General features: G+C 42.7%; 18 protein-coding genes. 17 read left to right on the forward strand and 1 reads right to left on the reverse strand.

Features of this window, described 5'->3' with window-relative positions:
* The first annotated feature begins 7 nt into the window (after positions 1–7).
* The 5 genes from LKO28_RS12560 to LKO28_RS12580 all read left to right on the forward strand — a co-directional run bounded on the left by LKO28_RS12560 (position 8) and on the right by LKO28_RS12580 (position 5,534).
* The gene (locus LKO28_RS12560; protein ID WP_227695258.1) at positions 8–1,333 is read left to right on the forward strand and encodes a hypothetical protein; all 1,326 of its coding nucleotides are present in this window, start codon (positions 8–10) and stop codon (positions 1,331–1,333) included.
* A 45-nt stretch (positions 1,334–1,378) separates the two neighbouring features.
* Positions 1,379–2,548: a hypothetical protein gene (locus tag LKO28_RS12565; RefSeq protein ID WP_227695260.1), complete on the forward strand. Its 1,170-nt coding sequence runs from the start codon at positions 1,379–1,381 to the stop codon at positions 2,546–2,548.
* Positions 2,549–2,625: 77 nt separating this feature from the next.
* Complete coding sequence (locus tag LKO28_RS12570) at positions 2,626–3,120, forward strand: hypothetical protein (protein ID WP_227695262.1); 495 nt, start codon at positions 2,626–2,628, stop codon at positions 3,118–3,120.
* Positions 3,121–3,354: 234 nt separating this feature from the next.
* The gene (locus LKO28_RS12575; protein ID WP_227695263.1) at positions 3,355–4,710 is read left to right on the forward strand and encodes an O-antigen ligase family protein; all 1,356 of its coding nucleotides are present in this window, start codon (positions 3,355–3,357) and stop codon (positions 4,708–4,710) included.
* Between the two features lie 206 nt (positions 4,711–4,916).
* Positions 4,917–5,534 (forward strand): hypothetical protein, encoded by a 618-nt coding sequence (locus LKO28_RS12580; RefSeq protein ID WP_227695264.1) that lies wholly within the window; start codon positions 4,917–4,919, stop codon positions 5,532–5,534.
* A 40-nt stretch (positions 5,535–5,574) separates the two neighbouring features.
* Here LKO28_RS12580 and LKO28_RS12585 read toward each other — a convergent pair.
* A protein-coding gene (locus LKO28_RS12585; RefSeq protein ID WP_373407983.1) for an IS3 family transposase occupies positions 5,575–6,932 on the reverse strand; the annotation gives its coding sequence in 2 pieces (ribosomal slippage) (positions 5,575–6,617 and positions 6,617–6,932; 1,359 coding nt in all).
* A gap of 487 nt (positions 6,933–7,419) precedes the next feature.
* On the opposite strand from LKO28_RS12585, the gene LKO28_RS12590 reads away from it, so the two are divergent.
* The 12 genes from LKO28_RS12590 to LKO28_RS12645 all read left to right on the forward strand — a co-directional run bounded on the left by LKO28_RS12590 (position 7,420) and on the right by LKO28_RS12645 (position 22,716).
* Complete coding sequence (locus LKO28_RS12590; protein WP_227695265.1) at positions 7,420–7,920, forward strand: hypothetical protein; 501 nt, start codon at positions 7,420–7,422, stop codon at positions 7,918–7,920.
* A gap of 223 nt (positions 7,921–8,143) precedes the next feature.
* The gene (locus LKO28_RS15595; RefSeq protein WP_227695312.1) at positions 8,144–8,374 is read left to right on the forward strand and encodes a PLDc N-terminal domain-containing protein; all 231 of its coding nucleotides are present in this window, start codon (positions 8,144–8,146) and stop codon (positions 8,372–8,374) included.
* A gap of 419 nt (positions 8,375–8,793) precedes the next feature.
* Complete coding sequence (locus LKO28_RS12600) at positions 8,794–9,210, forward strand: hypothetical protein (RefSeq protein ID WP_227695266.1); 417 nt, start codon at positions 8,794–8,796, stop codon at positions 9,208–9,210.
* Between the two features lie 212 nt (positions 9,211–9,422).
* Positions 9,423–10,394, forward strand: a complete 972-nt coding sequence (locus LKO28_RS12605; protein WP_227695267.1) for a hypothetical protein — start codon at positions 9,423–9,425, stop codon at positions 10,392–10,394.
* A 367-nt stretch (positions 10,395–10,761) separates the two neighbouring features.
* Complete coding sequence (locus tag LKO28_RS12610) at positions 10,762–12,303, forward strand: hypothetical protein (RefSeq protein ID WP_227695268.1); 1,542 nt, start codon at positions 10,762–10,764, stop codon at positions 12,301–12,303.
* A 17-nt stretch (positions 12,304–12,320) separates the two neighbouring features.
* Entirely contained in the window at positions 12,321–13,646 is a 1,326-nt protein-coding gene (locus tag LKO28_RS12615; protein WP_227695270.1) for a hypothetical protein, read from the forward strand.
* A 49-nt stretch (positions 13,647–13,695) separates the two neighbouring features.
* Positions 13,696–14,472, forward strand: a complete 777-nt coding sequence (locus tag LKO28_RS12620; protein WP_227695271.1) for a hypothetical protein — start codon at positions 13,696–13,698, stop codon at positions 14,470–14,472.
* A 65-nt stretch (positions 14,473–14,537) separates the two neighbouring features.
* Entirely contained in the window at positions 14,538–16,271 is a 1,734-nt protein-coding gene (locus tag LKO28_RS12625) for an O-antigen ligase family protein (RefSeq protein ID WP_227695272.1), read from the forward strand.
* Positions 16,268–17,551: a hypothetical protein gene (locus tag LKO28_RS12630; RefSeq protein ID WP_227695273.1), complete on the forward strand. Its 1,284-nt coding sequence runs from the start codon at positions 16,268–16,270 to the stop codon at positions 17,549–17,551. Before LKO28_RS12625 ends, LKO28_RS12630 begins: the two co-directional genes overlap by 4 nt.
* Positions 17,552–17,580: 29 nt before the next feature.
* Positions 17,581–20,286, forward strand: coding sequence for an MG2 domain-containing protein (locus tag LKO28_RS12635; protein ID WP_227695274.1), 2,706 nt, complete (start codon positions 17,581–17,583; stop codon positions 20,284–20,286).
* A 465-nt stretch (positions 20,287–20,751) separates the two neighbouring features.
* Positions 20,752–21,240 carry an immunoglobulin-like domain-containing protein gene (locus tag LKO28_RS12640; RefSeq protein WP_227695275.1) on the forward strand — a complete coding sequence of 163 codons (489 nt, stop codon included), beginning with the start codon at positions 20,752–20,754 and terminating at the stop codon, positions 21,238–21,240.
* Positions 21,241–21,246: 6 nt separating this feature from the next.
* Positions 21,247–22,716, forward strand: coding sequence for a hypothetical protein (locus LKO28_RS12645; protein ID WP_227695276.1), 1,470 nt, complete (start codon positions 21,247–21,249; stop codon positions 22,714–22,716).
* The last annotated feature ends 1 nt before the right edge of the window (position 22,717 follow it).

A 22,717-nucleotide genomic window follows, 5' to 3' on the forward strand; every position in this document is an offset into this window, starting at 1 on the left:
AATGGATATGAAGAAAAAATACAGCTATATAATTCTATTGCTGCTGGTGGGTATAAGCGGTGCATGGTACTTGGCTAAGGGGCGCACGGGAATGGTGATGGATAGAGGTGTTATGGAAGCCTATCCGGCGGCCATTGTCGCGCAGGTCTACGATATTGCCTCCCGCGCCGGACTTATCCGCGGGGAGCAGGAGAAACTGGCGATCTATTTTATGGAGAAAGACCGGCTGGCAAATGAGGCAAAGGACAAAGGAGAGGGACCGGACGTTTTTTCGGCCTACTATAAGATCGACTATGAAGAGATCGGCGATATTCTCGGAGGAGAGGACTTTAACCGTTATATTCTCTCGCTTTATGAGGACAAGGGATTGCGGGACTATCCGCTGTCGTTCAAACTGAGGAAGCTGGTCAGCGAACAGAAGGAAAGCCTGGGGTTAACAACGGGTCAGGTAACGGCGATATTGGACGAGGTAAAACAGAATGAGATGGCAAGGCGAGCGGGTGGCTACAATATCGACAGTGCCGAGAACGAATGCCTGCGGCGTGTCCTCTCCGATACGCAGTACCGCGGACACTTTTATCGGTCTGCCGAGGTACATGCGGCACAGAGGGTGGCAGATATTATCGGTAAACTTCAGGAAGCGGATCTGATAGCGAACGGGGATAGTGCAAGGATATACCGGCTGCTATATCCCTACGAATATGAACGGACTGGCGGACTGGCTTATTACCGTGCTATGAAGGAGAACATCCTGCATGACCGGTTCCGTGATTCGATTGCCTGCCTGCAGCCGGATATAACGATCCTGTACGATGGGCACCGGAACCTGCACCCTTGGTCCTGGCCGTTGAACATTCTGCACCATCGCGATAGTCTTGATCTTTCCGGCGAACAGATCAATTCCCTTGTTTCAATGTACAGAAAAGTACAGGAGGGGGAGTTTAGATCAAGATACCTCAAAACAGATGACAGCAGGGAAAGATTTGATAGGTGGGAGTTCGAAAAGACGGAACTTGTAAAGGTGTTGACCCCCCTGCAGATTGATCATTATCTCTTGATCCGAAACCGAAAAAGTGCAGAAGAGGACAGTAAAAAGGATTGGGAAAAATTAAATGAACACGGTTTGGTTCAGTCTGCCGATAGTATCGCGGTTCTGAAGGACTTATTGGGTTATAGGCTTCGCCTGCGGCTATCTGATGAATGGATCGGTATCGAAAGGAGCAAAAAGAACGAGTTTGCCAAGCGGGATATAATCGACAACCGACCGGAGTTATTAAAGAATCTGGAGGAAAAGATCAAGGCAGACCGGGACAGGAATGTGGTGAGGTTTTAGGCCTTTTAAAATGAATAACATGTTAACTTTTAAAAACAAACTAAAATGAAAAGAAGAGTAACAACTATTTTAACAGGAATCGGATTTATCGTGATGCAGTTCTCCTGCTCAGATAATTTTTTGGACGGTTTTTCCGGTGCTGATAATGTGGAATCACATTATTCCGAGCAATTTATGAAAAACCAGGAGCAGGCTTTAAGCCAGTACAGGCAGTTGCTTGATTCATTTGATGATGTGCCGCTTAAAGCGAAAAGTGGCAAAGGAAAACGCGCACAAACGGATAAAATTTATCCGGAATCTTATGGAGGAGCTTATATTGACGGGGATGGTAAATTGGTTATCTGTGTTACCGATAGTAGTACTAACGCCCGTTCGTTCAGTCACTATGTAAACGATAGCAATACCAGATTGAAAGCAACTCAGTATCCGCTGAATACATTAAAAGATGTTATGGAAAGAATGAATGCGCATATCAAAGAGCACCCGGACGGGGCAATCGCCAAAAATATCGATTTTTTTGCTATCGATGAGCAAGCTAACCGCGTCATCGTGGATGTGAAGCAGTTGGACAAAGGGTATGAGGTACGGCTGCGGAATTTAATAGCAGATGCCTCTTGTGTTGTTTTTCAGGATAAACATGGCAGTTTTGACGAATTGGCTTCTACCAGTTTACAGAGCGGGGCAGAGATTGTGGCGAATAGCAGCGGTCAAGGGTTTTCGTTAGGGATTCGTGCAAGTTTGGATAGTGAAGAAGGATTTATCACAACCGGGCATGCAGCCTGGGAAGAAGGAGAATCTGTAAAATATGATGGAGATGTCTTTGCCAAATTAGTGAATTTTCAGAACTCTGGATCAGTAGACGCTGCGTTTTGTGAAATCACGGACAGTGATTTTGAAGTCAACGCCAGCGCTGGTGGTTCAATTGGAACAGAAGCTGTCGGCGTTAAAGTCGTTGCTCGTGGTTATAACAATACCGCTTACGGAGAGATTTGGTATACAAATGTATCGTCGAATGGTTTAACGAATATGTCTGCATTCGCATTTGATAGTGGATCTACGTTAACGAATGGAGATAGCGGAGGAGGAGTGTTTGTGAGAGCTGGTGGCGTATTAGGGGTAATCAAGGGAAAGGGTTCAGAACCAGGTCAAACTAATCTTTGTATTTATAGTAAAGCCTCTAAGATACAAGATGCTTTGGGGGTTACGATAAACTGATATCAGTACAAATAGAATTGTTAGAATCATTTTAATTTTCTTAAAGAACATTTTTTCCTTTTACTAATCAGCAGAATATGAAATTAATATTATTATATATGTCTCTCCTTATGCTCCCAATCATTGGTTTGGGACAAAAAAATATAGACACAATAGCCTATAAGCACGATGATGTCGTCATAAAAATCTTGGATACCTTATATTTGCCTTTGGACACTACTCCAACCATTATACGGTATGAAGTGATCAATAATAGTCCGAAGTTGATTGAATTTGGTGAAGACTTCGATGAAGAAGAATTTATTGAAGACAGGGGTTGGGAACAGCTAGTTTATGAAAAGAGTCATTTTTTTAAGGGAGATACGCTTGTTCTTCCACGCGTGACTCATTTGATTCAGATACCTCTTAGACCTAAGCATCAATCAGAACATAGTATTTCTTTTTTATTGCCATTTCATAGTATTTATAAAACTGGTAAGAAATATCGAATTACTAAGGCCTTCAATTTCGAGGGAGAGGAACAGTGGTATTATATCTGGGATAAACTGGTGGTGAAGGAGGATAAACAATAAGTAATGTTTAGGTTCCTTTCGATACAGTTTCTGATGCTTACCCTTTTGGGGATATTATGTTTTGGGACATTGTTTCTGGAATCGAAGACATTTTTGAATTATGCGGTCACGCCGAAATGGTATCTGGCTGTTTTTACTACTGCCATATTGATAGTCGTTTGTTGTATAAGAAGCATATGCTATACAACAACGACTATCTTTTTTAGTAATATTATAAAGATTTCGCTGTGGTGGATGGTAATAGCATCAGGCATTTTAGCTATTCAAGGGATATTGCAGTTTTTTGGCATCTTAACGGCCAATGGCATATTCCGTGTCACGGGTAGTTTTGATAATCCGGCTGGTTTCGCCATCTGTTTGTCTGCCGGTTTCCCTACTTGTTATTACCATTGGTCACAGCCTAACAAGTGGGGCAACAGGTTAAGTATTGTCGTTGGACTATTGATCATCCTTGCCGTGATTTTATCCGGTTCAAGAACCGGAGTTTTTTGCCTCGTCGTTTTGGGCATGCTCTATATTTTACACTATTTTTCCATATCAATTAAGACCAAGCAGATTTTCATACTGACGGGAATTCTTCTCGGTTTTATTTGTTTTCTGTACTTGCTAAAAAAAGACTCTGCTGATGGAAGACTGCTTATTTGGAATTGCTCGTGGAATATGATTATGGACAAACCGTGGACAGGTTTCGGTTTTGGTGGATTTAGAGAGAATTATATGTACTACCAAGCTGCTTATTTTCGTCAATTTCCGGATAGTCCATACGCCATGCTGGCGGGCAATGTCAGCAGACCGTTCAACGAATATATCCTGTTATTGGTTAATTTCGGGTTATTGGGGCTTTTAGTTTTAATAGTTTGTATCTATGGAATTGTTCGGCTGTACCGAAGAAATAAATCACCGCTAACCTTATTTGCGGTGCAAACGCTCATTGGAATCGCGGTGCTTGCCCTATTCTCGTACCCATTATTATACCCTTATATATGGTGGCTGTTGTTGTTAAGTGTTAGTATTCTTTTGATCGGTTTAAAGGATATGTTTCATTTATCTCGTCGCAAACAACGGGTATGTGCCCTATTGAGTGGTATTGCCACGCTGATGATATGTACAACCATTTATCGAGATATGCGATATAAACAGGCGTGGACGCAGACGATTAATGCTGCCTTGCACGCAGGTATCGACAATATCAAAGAACGGTATGAGATGCTTTTCCCAAAGTTAAAAGAAAACCATCTGTTTCTTTTCAATTATGCCGCAGAAATGAATCATCAGCAAGAATATATGCTAAGTCTAGATATTGCAAAACTCGTGAGTGACATGTGGGCAGATTATGACTTACAGCTTATCATGGCGCACAATTATCAACAATTGGAAAAATATAAAGAAGCAGAGTTTCATTATCGGTTGGCATCTGAAATGTGTCCAACTCGCTTTGTGCCGTTATACGGTTTATTGACGACTTATGAAAGTACCGGAGAAGTTAAAAAAGCAACGGAGATAGCAAGCCTTATTATCGAAAAACCGGTGAAAGTACAGTCTTCTACAGTCGATAGGATTAAAAAAATTGCGATGGAATGGGGCGGATAGTTTATATGTCAAAATTTGTAGCATGGAAACCTGAAATATAGTCGTTAAGTTTGTTTTTCAGCTTAACAATAAATTATAAACTAATATAGGAAGATGGAACCAGCTTTAGGATTGACTTTATGGACATTACTATCACTTTTTGTGTTGTTATCAATTGTTGTCTTGATTGTATGGATGATCGTCAAACTTTATAAAAGAACTGCAAAATGAAGCAAACACTTATCTATCTCATTTTATCGGTGTTTTCCTTCTCCTTATGGGCGCAGGAGAATATTCCATATGAAAAAACGTTTGAAGCGTACAGCAACTATATCTTTGAGAACGATGGAATAGAATGTAAACCTTCGAAGGAGCTGGTTGATTTACAGGAATATTTTGTCGTCCAACCGATTCGGGACGATAGAGGTGTCGGCGCGATGTATGGCCCTGTTTTCCAAACTCCAGATGGGAATTGTATCATTCAATATCCTTCTTCTGCCTGGGCATGGCCATGGGATTTACAAGGTAATCCAAAAGCGGAAGCTAAATATCTGTCTTATACTGGTCAAATTGTGCGGGAGATAAAGGCTGCTTTGGGTTATCCAGATTATATAACTCCCCCAACAAAGTCGAAAAATTCTGTTCCAATGATTGTTACTCCGGTATATGATACAACCTCAATCGACTTCAACACGTATGTCACCACTATTATTGGTAAAGATGTTAAAGAAAGGTTTAATGCAGATACGGTATACATATATGATATACCCCTGGAGGAACCATTTAAGAACAAGTATACGTATTGTACAGGTCTGGTCATCGCTAAGTGTACGTCTTCAAACTAAATTAGACATATTAGGTTCAAACCTTAAGGAGAGTTTCAAGTTATAAATTTATTAATTTTTGTTGATTATACAATTTTCTTCTTTTGTTCAAAGAATCGATTTTCACCTGTTTTCTTTTTTCCAAAATTCTTTCAGAACGTCCACAATAGACATCTGCAGGTGTTAAGTTTTGCAGCGATTCGTGATAACGCCTGTTGTTATAGTTGTCCACAAAGTTTCCCAGGGCTTCGACAAGCTCTTGGGGATGGTAAAAATGGTTTAATTTCACTACGTTTTTCATCGTTCTGTGATATCGTTCAATTTTCCCCTGTGTTTGGGGATGCATTGGTCTGCCGTGAACCTGTTTCATCTTCATATCCTCTTTTAGATATGTTTTTAACTCGCTGGAGATATAACAAGGGCCGTTATCGGACAGCAATTTCGGTTTTGCTTTCGACTTTAATTTTGCTTTTTCAATGGCTGTATTTACCGTTCTCTTCACATCCTCTGCATTCATTGAATCGCAAAGCTCCCAGTGGATGATATAGCGGCTGTAATCATCCAGAACCGTGCTCAGATAATACCATCCCCAACCCACAATCTTGAAATAGGTAAAGTCGGTCTGCCACATCTGGTGCACGAATTGGGTTTTGTCCTTGAACTCATTAGCTGCCGAGATAAGAATATGATTCGGAGCTGGGATTAGATCCCTTTGCTTCAAAATCCTGTAAACACTGGATTCTGAAATAAAAACGCCCTGTTCATCCGTGATCTTGTGCGCCAGTTCCCGGGAAGATAACTCGGTGTGTTCCAGAGCAATTTCAACCACCAGGTCTTTTTGTTCTTCGGGAATGCTGTTCCATTGTCTTCTAGATGCTCTGCAACCTTGTTTCAAGCCGTCATAACCGTTCTTGAGATAGTTCTGATACCATTTGTAGAATGTACTCCTTTGGATGCCGAAGCTTTCAAGGGTACGCTTTACACCAATTGCACTGGTGGTAACCGTTTGTATGATCTCGTATTTTTCTGCTGCTGATAATCTCATATATTTTCGGTATTTATGGATTAATCCAGCATGTCCAAACTTTTTTTTACGATATCGTAACGCAATACCAGATCGGCTACCATCTCTTTCAAGCGGGCGTTCTCTTTCTTGAGTTCCGATACTTCATCACTCGTGGCTTCTCTAACCACATCGCCGTTCAAACGCTTCTTTCCTGCTTCCATAAACTCTTTGTTCCAAGCGTAGAACTGGGATTGGGCTATGCTGTGCTTTCTGCAAAGTTCTGCAACGGAAATCTCTGCTCTAAGCCCCTCCATCACGATCAAAATCTTCTGCTCGGCTGTAAACATCCTGCGCGTCTGCCTGCGAATGTCCTTGACAAATGATTCCGTACTCTTTTTCTTCGGTGTTCCCATAATTAAATCTAATCTTTTTTGATGAAAACACTCCTTAAGATTCTAAATTATCATGTCCACTTTTTGCTGACGATTTACATTCGGTGAAGGTTATGGCGCCTTTAGGTCGAAATATATGGTTGGTCAGGCAATCTATATTAAAGATAACTCCGATAGCCTTTTCAGTGAATTAGCAGATAATATTAATCATCCACTTAACGAATATTTGCTTGCGATTTATGAACATGGACTTTTGTCACTGTTACTAGCATTGGTTATTTTATGTTATTTAGGCAAGATCTCTAGAAAAAATCCTGCATATTTTCTTTCAGTGTTATCCGTACTTATTACGGGTTTTTTTTCTTATCCTTTAAAATATTGGTCGATCTTAGTTATACTAGCTTTTTGTCTAGCAAAAATTTCGAGAGAAAGTAAGAGTTTTCTCGTCTTTCGGACTAACCTACTGGGTGCTTCGTTTGTTGCGGTTCTTTTGTTGTTTGTTTCTTTGATGGTTGGCAAAGATGCGTTTTACGAATATAAATGGGGTCGTTGCTATGAGTTCGCAAAACAGGGAAATAATGACGAGGTTGTTTTAACGTATGATAATATCTATCGAAGATGGAATAACAACCCTTATTTTCTGTATAACTATGCATCAGAACTGAACTATTTAGAACAATACGAAAAAAGTTTATATATATTGAGCGAATGTATGGATAAGTTGAACGATTATGACGTCCAAATGCTCCAGGCAAATAATTATTTTAATTTAACGAATTATTCCGAAGCCGAGAAGCATTACAAACTTGCGGGAGAAATGATACCGAAGAAATTCATGCCATCATTTCAATTGATCAAATTGTACGAAATGACCAATCAAAAAGAAAAAATGAGTGATCTTATTCACCGTTTTTTGTCTCGGAAGCCTAAGGTGCCGTCCAGAGAAATAGAAATTATGAAATCTATTGTGGAGGCGAAGCTAACAGTTATCGAAAAGGGGATGCTTTAGATTATCCTTTTCAGACAAAAGCTATATCTAAATGCCACAGTCACCTAAGGTCTATTTGGAATTGAAACACAAATGATAATTCATGTACAAGACATTATATTTAAGTTGTTTTTATTAAAATAAAGTAATAACTTTAATCTGGAATGGCAATGCGCTAGGCCTATAATTTCTTAGAATAAAACTTTTATATATGAATTTATTACATAATATTACGAATTTGCAGATGGACGGTTTGGCACTATTAGTCAATGTATTAGTTCATGGATTTGCGCTTTATTGTCTCTACAAGATCGCCATAAATAGAAATTTGTCAAGTAGATATCGAGTATTTTGGTTTCTGTTGGTATTGGTCCAACCTCTTCTTGGGGCACTTGCTTATACTTTGATCGGTGCGAAACAGCGGCGGAAAGAATTTAAGCTTTTAGGGCGAACGATTTCGGATAATAATTTTTGAGATTTTAGATTAGCTTTCACGTCACGAGTAGCTTTGAAGTCTTTTCAGAATTAAATGCGCATGGGTGTAGTTAAGCGCTTTTAGCAATTGCACGTTTTGAGCTCTTACTAGGTACATTCTTTTTTTTCCATTGTGTACCGATTATGTCCGATTGTGTGAGCGAGAACGGGCGAAGCGCAGATATCGGGATATGTATGACCTGCTGACGTCGCTGGGCCTAGATATGGTTATGAATGAGCGAGGATATGCCCGGTGGCTTAATTATGACAAAGAGCATGTGCATGTCCATATAGATTATAGAAATTATGTAGATCCCGGACTACTGTTAAATATATACGTGTAGAGAGAGGATCCAACAGCTTACGTTCGTGCCGGATGCGGAATTTATGTATATAAACGATATATTTGATATTAACATTATGAGCCGTGATACCACATTTGGCGATACGATCCCATTTTTAGATATCGTTATGAAAGATTCATACGATCTCTGGCAGTTACGATGGGCAAATCCGATTACACTTATAGCCGGGGGAAAGAAGATACAGGATGAGAAATCGGGAGTAGTCTCTATTTTTCCGTTGGGTCATCAGCAACCTGCAGAATTGTATGTTCCGTTATATGATAGTAAGTCAGCAGTCGATAATGATTTACAGGATTTTCGTGCTACAGTTTTCTGGAAAACGGATATACAAACAGACTCTACCGGCAAGGCTGCTTTCTCTTTCTATACAGCAGAAGAACCGGCGACCTATACCATTGTCATCGAAGGAATAACCGGAAAAGGAGATATTATCTATGAGACCAGGGCAGTTAGTGTAAGAGGGACAGAATAGCTTAATGTCCATGTCAGAATTTGTAGCATTGAAACCTGAAACATTGTGTTTAAGTTTGTTTTTAGTTAACAGGAATTATAAATAAAAAATACGCGTATTACGGAACCTGCTCTAGGATTGACTTTATGGACAATATTATCATTTACTGTCATGGTGGCAATCGTTATGTTGATTGTATGGGTAATTGTAAAACTTTATAAAGGGACTGCAAAATGAAAGATGTATTGATTTATCTGGCTATACTGCTGTTTTCTGTTTCTGGATTCTGTCTGGAAAAAACAGATACTATAGCGTATACCCGAGGTGATATTTTTTTCAATATATTGGATACCCTGTACGTCCCTTCGGATACTGGTCGGACTTATATAGGTTATGAAATGATTAGCCGTAATCCGAAAACGATTCGGTATGGACGGAAAATGGGAAGAGAGGTATTTGTGCCAGGAAAAGGTTGGGAGCGAATGGACGCTGAACGTAGAAAAAGTACTTCTTTGTTTACGTTTCCGGCGGCTCAAAATGGAGAGGAAGCTAAACGAAGGTTATTGATTGAGTTTATCGGGTCGGATTTTCTGACCTATCAACCCGAAAAGCGATACCGCATGGTCAAATATTTTAATTTTGAAGGAGAAGACCAAAGGTATTATATCACGGACGAACTGCTGGTGAAAGAAGCGTTTTGGGACAACGAGATCCTTGGTCGTTCTGAAACGCTTAAACGGAATCGAAAGTATTCTTCAAAAATTTACGAACAGTTGCTCGACTCTTTCGATGATGCTCCTAGCACAGGTAAACGCTCCCGCCCGGATAAAATCTATCCGGAATCTTACGCAGGTGCTTATAAAGATGATGAAGGGAGATTGGTTATATTAATCACGGATAGTATGGCTAATATCGATTCCTATCGTGATTATGCAAACAGTGATTATGTATCCATAAGAACCGTAAAATATTCACTGAATGCGTTAAATGAGATTATGGATAAAATAAACGCCTATATGCGAGAAAATCCAAAGGGCATTATTATGAAAAACATTGATCTCTATGCAAGAGATGACATAAATAATCGAATTATAGTAGATGTTAAGCAAATGGACAAAGAATATGAAGAATTGTTTAAGAATACTGTAATTGACAGTTCTTTGGTGTTTTTCCAAGATGAGTATGGTGCTCCGGAGGATTTGTAAAAAGCGATATCGCGTTGTGAAATACTTTAAGTTCAAGGGAGAAGATCAGAAATATTATATCTGGGATGAGCTGGCGGTGAAATTGAGTTTACAGGTATAAATCAATCCTCTTCTAGGAAATAGCTGGTGAAGTCAGACCAGTCCTCAACCTTGAACGCTCTGATATCCCTGACGTTGATGAGGCAAAAGCTGACGATGGTCTTGTGAGTCCTGTATTACAGCCTAATATGTTTTTCTCCCTCTTTTTATACGAATATACCCCTCATTAATTCAAGTGGAAGGGAGTAGTTTTGCAACGAACAGTTTTATAAACCGGTTTTTTGTCAAACGTTTTTGACATCATACCGCTAACTACCTTCGTTTGATTTTGAGGTTATACATATTCAGTATTCTAGTCTTTTTATTGTTTTTGACGACATCTTGCCACAGGCAGGTTATTATCGACGATGTTCCTTTCTCCGTCCAACGGGCAATAGAGCAGGCAGGAGACAATCGGCAGGAACTGGAAAAGGCGGTTACGCATTTTCAGGCGCAGGATGACACCCTAAAGTTGCAGGCACTGTATTTTCTACTGGAAAATATGGACAACCATTACTCGGCGGATTATTATTGGAAAGATAGGGAGGGCAGACGGATAGATTTTGATGAGTTTGCCTACCCGGATTTTCCGAGTGCAGTAGCTGGGATGGACAAGCTCCGTGAGAAAAAAGGGACACTGCTTAAACAGGATACCCTCTATAGAGATCTGGAAACCATCAGTGGAACCTACCTGATCGACCACATCGACCACGTTTTCAAGAGCTGGCGGTCGTCTTATGCAAAAGACATCCCCTTTGAAGATTTCTGCGAATATGTGCTACCTTACCGGGCGACGATCGAACCGTTGCAGGACTGGCAGGAGGCATATCACGAGCGGTACCACTGGATGACCGACAGCCTTCGGAACAAACCGCTAAAAACAGTGTTGGCATACGCAGGCATCGATTATAACGACTGGTTTACCTTCACGTTCGGTAAAGAAACCCGTGACGAACCGCTTCCGCGACTGGGACCTAACCACCTACTTTTCCGGGAGAAGGGCGCCTGTGAGGATGTGGCTGCATTGGAGGTGTTTGCTTTCCGTTCGCAGGGCATCCCCGTGGCCTACGACATCGTGCCCCTATGGGCTACGTCTATGGGCGCACATTTTATGAACACGGTCTTTGACAAGGATATGCAGCCCGTGCACTTAGACGTGACGACCGGTACCGTGGTAGACCACGAGCTACCGAGAGAGCCTGCAAAGGTTATCCGGCAGACCTACTCTGCGCAGCCGGGCGCACTGGCATCCACGCTGGATGAAGATCTTATTCCCTATAACTTTCTGCGGACGAAGAACTATGTGGACGCTACGGCGGAGTACTGGCCGGTGCGAGATATACAGACTGAACTGTTTGGCAACGTGCAGGATACATCCGTGGTGTACGCGTGCATGTTCAGCGGTGGTCACTGGCACCCTATGTGGTGGGGAAGACCGGACAGTGGGCGTGTCACGTTTACCGATATGCCAAGGGGAACCGTGGTCATGCCGGCACATTTCCGGGATGGGAAACTGGTGCCGGTCGGCTACCCGACAGTAAACGGCTTTAACAACGAGCTGTTGCTCCGGCCGGATACCGTGCATACAAGGACAATCGAGATACACGAACAGGACCGGTATCTGATCTTCCGTCCGGGCAAACGCTATGAACTGTTCTACTGGGATACGCAGTGGCGGCTTGTGGCGGAGAAGATAGCTCCTGAAAATGAAAGGGTATTGCAATTTGACAATGTACCGCGCAACGCACTGATGTTGCTGGTGCCGGAGTACTCGGAACGTAAGGAGCGCCCGTTTATGATCATGGATGACGGGACAAGGCATTGGTGGTAAATACAAAAGCAGAATATATGAGAAAGAAATATGGTTATATCGTTTTATTGGCTGCCTGCATCATAATAGGAGTGGCGTACTTCGCAAAAGGAAGGGCAGAGTCGGTAATGGACAGCGGCGTACTGAAGGCCTATCCGGCCGCGGTCATATCCCGGGTCTACAGCATAACTTCACGGGTGGCATTGCCTGTGGAACGGCAACGTAAACTGGCGGAGTATTTTCAGGAGAAGGACAGGATGGCGAACCAAGCGAAAGAGCGTGGCGAAGACCCTGTGGTTTTTGCCAAATACTATACGGTCGATTATGACGAGATCAGGGAACTGTTGGAACCCGAAGATTTTAACCGGTATATCCTTTCCCTTCACGAAGATGAAGAGCTACGGAATTATCCGCTCGCGTTGAAACTGAGGAGAATGGCCGACCGGCATGCGGAAGAACTGAAACTGAGCAAGGATCAAGTGTTGGACTTATTGGCAGATGTGGCGGAGATCGAAGAATCGGCAAGGAGCGGGGAATTTAACGTGGACAGTGCGGAAAATGAAGGCTTAGCCCATTTCCTTTCGGAAGAGCAATTTCGGGAATACTTCTATCTGTCTTCTGTTCCGGGCGTAGAGCGGACTGTGGACGAGCTTATGGACAGACTTCGGGATGCTGAACTGATGACCATGGATGATAGTGCAAAAGTTTACCAACTGCTTTACCCATTCGAATATCAGCGTGCAGGGGGACTGGCATATTACAGCTTCAAGAAAGAAAATAAACTGTACGATCGATATCGGGATTCGATGGCCTGCCACCAGCCGGCTATCACCATCCTGTACGACGGGCATCGGAATCTCCATCCTTGGTCTTGGCCGTTGAATATTCTTTTTCACCGGAAGAGTTTGGATCTTACCAACGCACAGATCAATTCTCTTGTTTCGATGTACCGAAAAGTACAGGAGGGAGAGTTTAGGGCGAGATACCTCAAAGCAGACGACAGCGACGAACGATTTGACAGGTGGCAGTTCGAAAAGACGGAACTTGTAAAGGTGTTGAACACCCTTCAGATTGACAATTATCTCCAGATCCGGAACCGGAAAAGTGCGGAGGAGAATGCCCAGAGAGATTATGAAAAGCTACGGGAATATGGGTTGGTAATGGCTCAAGATAGTGCAGGCGTTCATCAGGAACTATTCGACTATCGACTGCGCCTGCAGGTGCGCGATGAATGGGTTGCCATTGAGCGGAGCAAAAAGAACGAGTTTGCACAGCGGGATGTCCTGGATAACCGTCCCGAGCTGTTGAAGAAACTGGAGGAAAAGGAAAAAGCGGAGCGGGAAACGAATGTGGTGAGGTTTTAAAAAAATGACAACAAAAAATTCTATTAACATATTAAAATTAGTTAACATCATGAAAGTAACAAAAAAAATTATTTTATTTCTATTTGTTGGAAGTTTAATGTTCGGTGGTTTATTTTACAGTTGCCAAAATGAACATGAATATTTCCCAGATGCTCCACAGGTTCAATCATTAGGCAATCGAAATAAACCTACTAAAGCACAGGTTGAAACATTAAAAAAGTTTGATAAAGTTGTTGACGAGAAACTGTCTTTTCAAGATGGACAATTCACTCTGGATATTAAATCGGGATCGGAAATAGGACTGGACCAGGAATTGTTTGATTATTATCAGGAAAGATTGAAGGAAAGAAATGAGTATCTTGCGCAAATGATCGAAGAGGGTTTTATGCCTGTAGAGGTCAAAAAAAATGTTATTCAGTTCGTAGATACTAAAAATAAAGTTGGACTGAAATCAGTAATCATTAATCCGGAGTATCCATATACTATTCCTTACGATGGTTTAAATGGGGTATCTTTGACCGGTTTGAATATTATGGATGTTTACTTATCGAAAGGGAGATTACCTAACCTGTTGGACGCGTGGGATGTTGGCTTACAACGCTATACGGGAGAGCTTGTGGCAAACGAATTACCTTTTCAGGCGTCTTATAATATTGCTGTTGATCTAGCATACGAACTAAATTCTAAAAGCTCCGGCGCAGGGTCAGTTCCTTGGTTAAATAGTTTTGATAACGGTATGCATATACATGAAGAACATATGTATTGTACTTTCGGGCACCAACAAGTAGGAACTGTCGTTTGGCTTTTAGAAGGTAGTACGAATTAATATGAGAGATATTCTATAAGTGGGAATACATCTTTTGCGGAAAAAATCTTGATAGTATTATAACCATGTTAAATATACAAGCGAATAAGCAGGTGGTGTGGCTTATAGTAATAATTACGGTTATAATACTATCTCTTTCTTCATTATGTTATAATCTAGGGCATTCTGTGTCGACACAGCTTTCACTGTTATTAGTTGTTTGTTCTTTATTGTTTAGTGTGTATGTGAATAACTATGCTAATTCGTTTACAAAAAATGAACTAATTTTTTTTCTTTTTCTTCTAGGGGTAGGGCTCGTATTCTTCCAGAACAAATCAATTCAAAATATCTATTTAGTAGGATTGATGTTTTGTGTTTTTCTGTTCTTGAAAAGAATTGGAATAAAAAATCATATTCCCATATCTATAGGATTAGTATTGTATGCTATTTTTGAAGGTTTATATGGGATTGTTACGTTTCATACCAACTTAACGGGAGCAATAGGGCACTTTGATAATGCTGCAGGATTCGCCGTTGTACAAGTTGCGATAATACCGTTTTCCATTCATTTATTAACGGTACAGAAAAAGGTCATGAAATTCATGGGTATAATTGGCCTCTTAATTGCCGTTGTGGCAATATATCTGTCTGGCTCTAGGTCAGGTATATTTTCCGCATCTACATTGGTAGTACTTTATTTGATTTACGGATGCAGGGATAAGCTCCTACGATTTTCTAGTTTTAAAAAATTAGCAGTAGGAATTACTTGCTTGATTGGTCTCTTGACGTTTATTTTCATACTCTACCAAATAAAGAAGGATTCAGCTAATGGAAGATTACTGATATGGAAATGTAGTATAAACATGGTTTTAGAAAAACCGTTATTAGGATATGGAACAAGTGGATTTAAAACCAGATACATGTTTTACCAAGCGGCATATTTAAAAGATAAACCCGAATCTCCCTATGCAAATTTGGCTGATGATGTAACCCACCCTTTTAATGAATATCTGGACATTATCGTTAAATATGGCATCATTGGTTTTGTTGCTTTTCTTTTCTTATTGGCTCTTCTTATGAAATCTGTTCGTGTCGGTTTTAAGCAGAAAAAATATGCTTTTTTTTCTACATTGGGCGTATTGATATTCGGTTTTTTTTCTTATCCTTTCCAGTACACCACTCTCATCATTATAATGACTATCAACCTGTGGATCTGTCTGTCGTTATATAATCCCGAACCGAGGATCTTTTTGTCCCGATTGGTGGCTAAACCTATACTTTCGATAGGGCTTGCATTTGCCGGTTTGTTTTTGTTGTACAATACCATCGGTTTGATGAAAAATGATAGGGAGTGGGGTAAGATAAGGGAAGGATCGATGAAGTTTAGCGAGGTTGATGACGTTATTTCAAAGTATGAAAATCTATTGAAAAGAGGTTTTGAAAAGGAATCATTTTTGTTTAACTATGGAGCTAGGTTGAACCAATCCGGGGATTATAGAAAGAGCATTCAGATATTTGAAAAATGTACGCAACATGTCGATAATAGCCAGATACAAACGTATATGGCTGATAACTACTTAAACTTGGGAAATTATGTGGTGGCGGAAGAGTATGCTCAAAATGCGCGTTATATGCGCCCCAGCACCTTTTTACCTTTATATCATTTAGTCATTATCTACAATGAAACAGCACGATATGAAGAGGCACAAACGTTGGCGTTGCATATCATAGACAAACCTATGAAGATACATAACGCCAATAGTCATTTGATCAAGTATAAAATGAAACAATATACTGAAACAGGAGTACTAGAATTATGAGACACTTAACCTTTATATCCATTTTCATTCTACTTTTTATAGGATCAATGCCCCTGGGTTACGGTAGGTCGGTCGTAGACAGTGTCCTGTACATCTCGAGTGCGGAAGAGTTAAAGAACTTTTCCTGCCAGGTAAATGCGGGGGATGATTTTTCGGGGCGTGAAGTACGCCTAGAAAATGATATCTTCCTGAACGATACGACGGGATGGGATCAGTGGGAGCATCATGCGGCGGCGGGGCTAGAGCAATGGATTCCCATTGGCAATCGGATGGCTTCGTTTAAAGGATCATTTGACGGGCAGGGCCATACCATTTATGGGCTTTATATCCATGTGGGCACCGAAGGCTTTCATCAAGGGCTTTTCGGGATCGTCGAGGACGGAACAATAAAGAACACAACAATTGCCGCCTCCTTTATTAAGGCCTATCACTATGTCGGAGCCCTTGTGGGGACAATAGGATATGAAAAGAGTGAGCTTTCCAACTGCCACAACACAGGGATCGTTATCGGTGAGCGTAACCATATAGGCGGGATAGCCGGTGTATCGCAGGGCGGGACGCGGGTGGTCGGCTGTTCCAATACAGGGCCGGTAACGGGTAAATGTGATGTGGGCGGGATTATAGGCCATTATAGCACGATGGGCTTTTTTGACGGGAAATATGACGGAGTCACGATCTACAACTGCTTTAACCGTGGTGCGGTCAGCGGCAGTCAGGACGTGGGCGGCATAATCGGCGTGTTTAAAACTATCTCGGTACGGAAAACGGTGGATACCCTGGCAAACTGCTACAATACCGGAGCGATCGTGAGCCGTTTGGGCGCGGGTGGAATGGTCGGTTATTTTTCCAGGCACCCAAGAAGGAAAATAGTTGGTTATGGCAACACGTTAGATAAGCTAACCTTTTCAAACTGCTACAGCGCCGGCACCGTGGTAGATCGTTACACGCTGGCGACTGATCACTTGATCGGACAATATGCAACAGGGCGAATATGGGGTGAAGTACCTAACCTCGCGAAAACTATCGAGGAGAACAGCGGGCCTTGCTATGTGAAAAAAGCTGAAATACCGTTGCCGAAAAGCAGAAAGCTCTCGGTTGCGTTGTACAGTAGTACTGAAATACGCTCTCCGGAAAACATCAAGGATCTGGAAGAGGCGGAGATGCTTTCCGCCGAGTTCGTAGAGCTGCTGAACGGGTTTGCCCGGGAACATCCACAATATAAGGACTGGATGCCCGATGAAACGGGTATCAATGGAGGCTATCCGGTATTTAGAGAGTAATCGGTTACATCATTCATAATGAATATGGGATGAAGAGATTTTTATTGTTGGTACTTTTTATAACCCAGACAGCCCTCCTGTCTGCACAGGAAATAGATATGGGAACAGAACAGCTTCTGGATAAAATGGCTGAACAGCTCAGGGTCTATCCGCAGGAAAAGATACACCTGCATGTCGACAGATCTATCTATACGCCGGGCGATACCATCTGGTTCAAGGCCTATCCTGTACATGCGACCTTTCACACACCCCGCTACCAGAGCCGTTATATATATGCCGAATTATGGAACCCGCAGGACTCGCTGCTGGCGCGCGTACGGATCCGAGTGGATTCGGTGGGGATATATAGCGGATACCTGGCAGTACCGGATGACGTGGCGGAAGGCCGTTATGGTCTGCGCACATACAGCCGGTACATGTTATCGCAGGGGGAGGGATATCTTTCCCGTCGGGCAATTGATATCAAGACTGCGGCCTGGAACGAGTTGGATGTGGAAAGTTCTGCCACGATAGAGAGAAGCGGACAGACGACCTACGATCTGCAGATGACGGGATTAGGATCGCAACTCCCGACTCCCGTCGAGAGCCGTTTGCAGCTGAAGGACGGCCGGGTAAAAAACACTGACCTGTCGGGCAAGCGCATGAAGGTAGCTTTTACACCAGCAGAGATAGCCGGTAACCGGTCGGTACTGTTTGATATGACGGATAGGGAAGGATATGGATACCGCCGGTATTACGCCCTCACTTCAGGGAAAGAAGACTTTCGGGTGGGATTCTATCCGGAAGGCGGATACCTGGTTTCGGGTGTGGCGAACCGTATAGCCTTTAAGGCTCAGGATATCAGCGGTGGCGATGCTACGGTCCGTGTGGAACTGCTGGACGAGGATGGAAAGGTGCTTCTGGTGGATTCTACTTTATGCCGCGGGATGGGCTCTTTTGACTTGACACCACAAGTAGGTCAACGCTATAGGGCGAGGTGTACCAGCGCGGAGGGACTGGAGAAGACGGTCGAGCTGCCGGAAGTGCGGGCAGATATCTACGGGCTGCGGGTAAAAAGCGGAACGGACAGCATAGCGGTGTGGGTGAACGGGGCATCGGACGCGCCCCGTGCTGCGCTGTACCTGATAGCCCAGGTGCGCGGGGCTCCCGTATATGCCGGCGCCGTGGAAACGGAAAATCTTCCGATGGTGTTCGACAAAGCGTTATTTCCACCGGGAGTTATCCAGTTTCTGTTGTTAGATGAGAGCTTTCAGGTAATGAGCGAAAGACTTAGCTTTTCCAGCAAGGAGCCTGCCCTGGATTTTGTCTGGGTAACGGACAGGGAAGTGTATGGTTCACATGAAAAGGTGACTGTAGACCTGGGGGTTTCGGATAGTTTAGGGAATCCGTTTAAAGCAAACCTATCGGTGGCTATCACAGATTCGGCGATGCAGATAGCGGACACGGCATTTCACATCAATGCAACACTGTTGTTGACCTCGGAACTTAAAGGACCTATCGACGATCCGTCTTTCTATCTGCGCACGGACGGTACGCGAGCCGCACGGGCACTGGATCTACTCCTGCTCACGCAGGGCTGGCGGCGGTATGACCTGTCTGCTGTGCTGGCCGGAAAGCTGAAGCATCCGGCAGATACGCCGGAAAGAGGGGTCAGGATATCCGGACAGGTGCAATCCGGTGGGATATTCAACCGGGGCAAACAAGGAAAGGTCACCGTCTTTGACCAGAGAATGGAATACAGCAAAGAGATGGTAACGGACGGACAGGGTCATTTCAGTTTTGATGACGTGGAGTTCCCCGAGGGAGTAGGGCTTGAAATCGTGGGGATGGAGAATGATAGAAAAGGAACCCGTCGCCTGCCGGTCGTCATGGAGGAAGAGGTATATCCCGCTCCGGCCCCGTCTTTTCCGCAGCCGCGTTTTGCGGAAAGGCCGATAGAAGGGGATAGTGACGGTTTGGATAATTTTTGGACTGGCTATACCGGCGGAGAGAAGCGTTTTTATATTCCTTCCGTAGAGGTCAGGGCGTCCTACCTGGGCTCTGCCGATTATGTCCAATTAGACGGACGGGACCTGGCCAAGAGAAGATATCGGGATATGTATGATCTGCTGACCTCGCTGGGCCTGGATGTAGTCATGGATGAACGGGGGTATGTTCTGCAGCTCAATTACCAGCAAGAACGTGCGGCCGTTTATATAGATTATCGATATAACTTAAACGTCGGTCTATTATTGGACAACATTCATGTGGAAAGTATTCAACAGCTTACGTTCGTGCCAGCTGCGGAACTCACCTATCTAAATGATATCGATAATATGAACCGTGACATGACATTTGGCTATACGACACCATTTTTGGATATTGTGACCAAGGATTCCTACGACCTTCGGCAGATAAGATGGGCAAATCCAACTACCCTTTTGGCGGGATCCACAACCGTGAATGACGAGAAGGCAGGTGTGGTTTCTATTTTTCCATTGGGGTACCAACAGCCCGCCGAATTCTATTCTCCGCTATACGAAAGGGAATCGGAAAACGATGAAGAAGCACCGGCTTTTCGCCCGACGATCCACTGGAAGCCCGATATACAGACCGATTCGACAGGAAAGGCTTCTTTTTCTTTTTACACATCGGATAAACCGGCTACCTATACAGCGGTGATTGAAGGAATCACCGAAAAAGGAGATATTATCTATGAGATAAGAAAAATTAGGATAGAGACGGAAAGTAAGTAAACGACGTATGAAACGATTGAACGACTATGATATTTAAATGTTGCTAGCAAATAATTATTTCAATTGGAGAAATTATTCGGAAGCTGAAAAACCCTACTGGCTTGCCTCAGAAATGATACCGAAAAAAATCATGCCCTCATTTGGTAGTTACTTATATCGTAACGACACTATTATTAGTTCCTCCCGCTATACTTGTCTTGAAAAAGCCGGTGAAGACCAATTATAATAACGCGTTCAATATTTATGCAATAAGGAATCGCTGATGTCAAAATTTGTAGCATGGAAACCTGAAACATTGTGTTTAAGTTTGTTTTTAGTTAACAGAAATTATAAATATAAAATACACATACTATGGAACCAGCTTTAGGATTTACTTTATGGACACTACTATCACTTATTGTGTTGGTATCTATAGCCTTTTTGGTTGTATTGGATGATTGTCAAACTTTGTAAAAGAACTGCAAAATGAAGCAAACACTTATCTATCTCATTTTATCGGTGTTTTCCTTCTCCTTATGGGCGCAAGAGCGACCCGAACCGATCGAATATACCCGCGGGGATATTCAATTCAAAATCATAGATACTTTATATCTACCGATAGATACGACACGTACGATTCGATACCAGATGATAAATAACAGTAACGAGACCATTGAATATGGAACACCGTTTATGGAAGAAGAGTTTGTGTCTGGAAAGAGGTGGGAAAAGATGGAGGGGCCTGTGCCTCGCGCGACGAATGATTCGGTGACGGTTATACGTGCTTTTGATTTGATCGGACTCAATCGGCTACCGGGTTCTCAAGGGGAGCACTCATTTTCTTTTGATCCGATTTTTAAATGGTTTTATGAGGAGGGCAAAAAATACCGTATTGTAAAATATTTCAATTTCGAGGGAGAGGAACAGCGGTATTATATCTGGGATGAGCTATTCGTACGTGAACAATATAAATAGCTATATATGCCCAAGCCGTTTTTCCTACTTCTAATCTGTTGCTTAATCTGCCACGTCGCTGTCTGCGGCGAGAGCGGAACAAAAGCCACTTTGCCCGAAAGACAACAAGACCCTGTAGAAGTACACTGGTACAACACCCAAGATTCTGTTTTCGAGCTGCGAACCGCGGCACAATTACGAGGATTGGCCGAACTGGTCAATTTGGGCATTGATTTTTATCAACAGGAGGTGCGTTTGGCAAACGATATTTTCCTCAACGATACTACCGGATGGAGAGACTGGGAACACGATGCTTCGGGACATTTGGAGCCGTGGATACCAATTGGTAAAGAGGATAACCCTTTTTCGGGTACATTTGACGGGAAGGGATATACGATATTTGGATTGTATATCAACAAAGGAATGGAAAGCTATTATCAGGGCTTCTTCGGATTAGTATTGGATGGTCATATACAACATGTGCATCTCCAATCTTTCCATATCCGTGCGCATGATCATATTGGCGGTATCGCCGGGATGATCGGCTATACCAGTGAGATCAGAGGTTGTACTTCTCACGGCAAAATTATTGGGCGTGGCCATATGGTAGGCGGTATCGTGGGTAAAGCAGAGGAGTATAACCGGATTATTGACTGTGGTAATATGGGAGATATTCAGGGGCAGCGTAGGGTGGGCGGTATTGCCGGTAGTTTTGAATATGGAGAATTATATAATTGCTTTAACCGGGGGTATATTAAAGCACGGCATGAGTATGTCGGCGGTTTGGTAGGTATGGTGCTTGGTGGGCAGTTTGGAGAAAGGGATACAAATAATTGGGAATGGGCAAAAGGTGTAGTGCGTGTAGTGGAAAAACGACGTAAGGTAACGGCAAAAGAACTACGTTATACCTTTGCCAATAATTACAATACCGGAACGGTGGAAGGAGAGTATAAAATCGGGGGTCTTGCCGGATCATTTTTAAAATTTGTAGATAGGGATCCTGTAGAAGATGAAAAAAAGACGGATGTATGGGACATCTTAGGATTTAGACAGCTTGCGGCGAATAATATACGTGCCGCGACAATAAAAGGGCGTTATTTTTCCAATTGTTACAATACGGGACAGATCAAAAGCCGTTTTGCAGTAAATACCGATGGCCTCATTGGACATTACGACTGGGATTGGCAAACAGCTGTTCATTTGTTGGATGAGCGCCAGGCCAATTCGTATTGGAGTGATTCCTCGGTCGTAGTAGCCAAAGTAGAAACGGCACAATTACCCCGTAATATACGTTCTTTTGATAACTTGCAAGAAATCTATTCGGTTCGCCCGCCGAAGGGTTTTGGAGAGGTGAAAGATGATAAGATGCGTTCTGAAGAATTCGTAGCTAAGCTCAATACATGGGTGGAAGAGCAGGGACGGACTTTTCACCATTGGCGACCAGATTATGAAAATATCAATGGGGGTTACCCTGTTTTTGAACCCGAAGGAGAGTAGC

The organism is Sphingobacterium sp. FBM7-1, from assembly GCF_020687765.1.
Taxonomy (GTDB): domain Bacteria; phylum Bacteroidota; class Bacteroidia; order Sphingobacteriales; family Sphingobacteriaceae; genus Sphingobacterium.

What these genes read in the sequence shown, in the direction of transcription:
- LKO28_RS12625 (WP_227695272.1), top strand. Translation starts at nt 14,538, where the DNA reads ATGTTAAATATACAAGCGAATAAGCAGGTGGTGTGGCTTATAGTAATA.
- LKO28_RS12605 (WP_227695267.1), top strand. Translation starts at nt 9,423, where the DNA reads ATGAAAGATGTATTGATTTATCTGGCTATACTGCTGTTTTCTGTTTCT.
- LKO28_RS12615 (WP_227695270.1), top strand. Translation starts at nt 12,321, where the DNA reads ATGAGAAAGAAATATGGTTATATCGTTTTATTGGCTGCCTGCATCATA.
- LKO28_RS12560 (WP_227695258.1), top strand. Translation starts at nt 8, where the DNA reads ATGAAGAAAAAATACAGCTATATAATTCTATTGCTGCTGGTGGGTATA.
- LKO28_RS12620 (WP_227695271.1), top strand. Translation starts at nt 13,696, where the DNA reads ATGAAAGTAACAAAAAAAATTATTTTATTTCTATTTGTTGGAAGTTTA.
- LKO28_RS12575 (WP_227695263.1), top strand. Translation starts at nt 3,355, where the DNA reads ATGGTAATAGCATCAGGCATTTTAGCTATTCAAGGGATATTGCAGTTT.
- LKO28_RS12645 (WP_227695276.1), top strand. Translation starts at nt 21,247, where the DNA reads ATGCCCAAGCCGTTTTTCCTACTTCTAATCTGTTGCTTAATCTGCCAC.
- LKO28_RS12630 (WP_227695273.1), top strand. Translation starts at nt 16,268, where the DNA reads ATGAGACACTTAACCTTTATATCCATTTTCATTCTACTTTTTATAGGA.
- LKO28_RS15595 (WP_227695312.1), top strand. Translation starts at nt 8,144, where the DNA reads ATGGACGGTTTGGCACTATTAGTCAATGTATTAGTTCATGGATTTGCG.
- LKO28_RS12565 (WP_227695260.1), top strand. Translation starts at nt 1,379, where the DNA reads ATGAAAAGAAGAGTAACAACTATTTTAACAGGAATCGGATTTATCGTG.
- LKO28_RS12600 (WP_227695266.1), top strand. Translation starts at nt 8,794, where the DNA reads ATGAGCCGTGATACCACATTTGGCGATACGATCCCATTTTTAGATATC.
- LKO28_RS12640 (WP_227695275.1), top strand. Translation starts at nt 20,752, where the DNA reads ATGAAGCAAACACTTATCTATCTCATTTTATCGGTGTTTTCCTTCTCC.
- LKO28_RS12580 (WP_227695264.1), top strand. Translation starts at nt 4,917, where the DNA reads ATGAAGCAAACACTTATCTATCTCATTTTATCGGTGTTTTCCTTCTCC.
- LKO28_RS12590 (WP_227695265.1), top strand. Translation starts at nt 7,420, where the DNA reads ATGGTTGGCAAAGATGCGTTTTACGAATATAAATGGGGTCGTTGCTAT.
- LKO28_RS12635 (WP_227695274.1), top strand. Translation starts at nt 17,581, where the DNA reads ATGAAGAGATTTTTATTGTTGGTACTTTTTATAACCCAGACAGCCCTC.
- LKO28_RS12570 (WP_227695262.1), top strand. Translation starts at nt 2,626, where the DNA reads ATGAAATTAATATTATTATATATGTCTCTCCTTATGCTCCCAATCATT.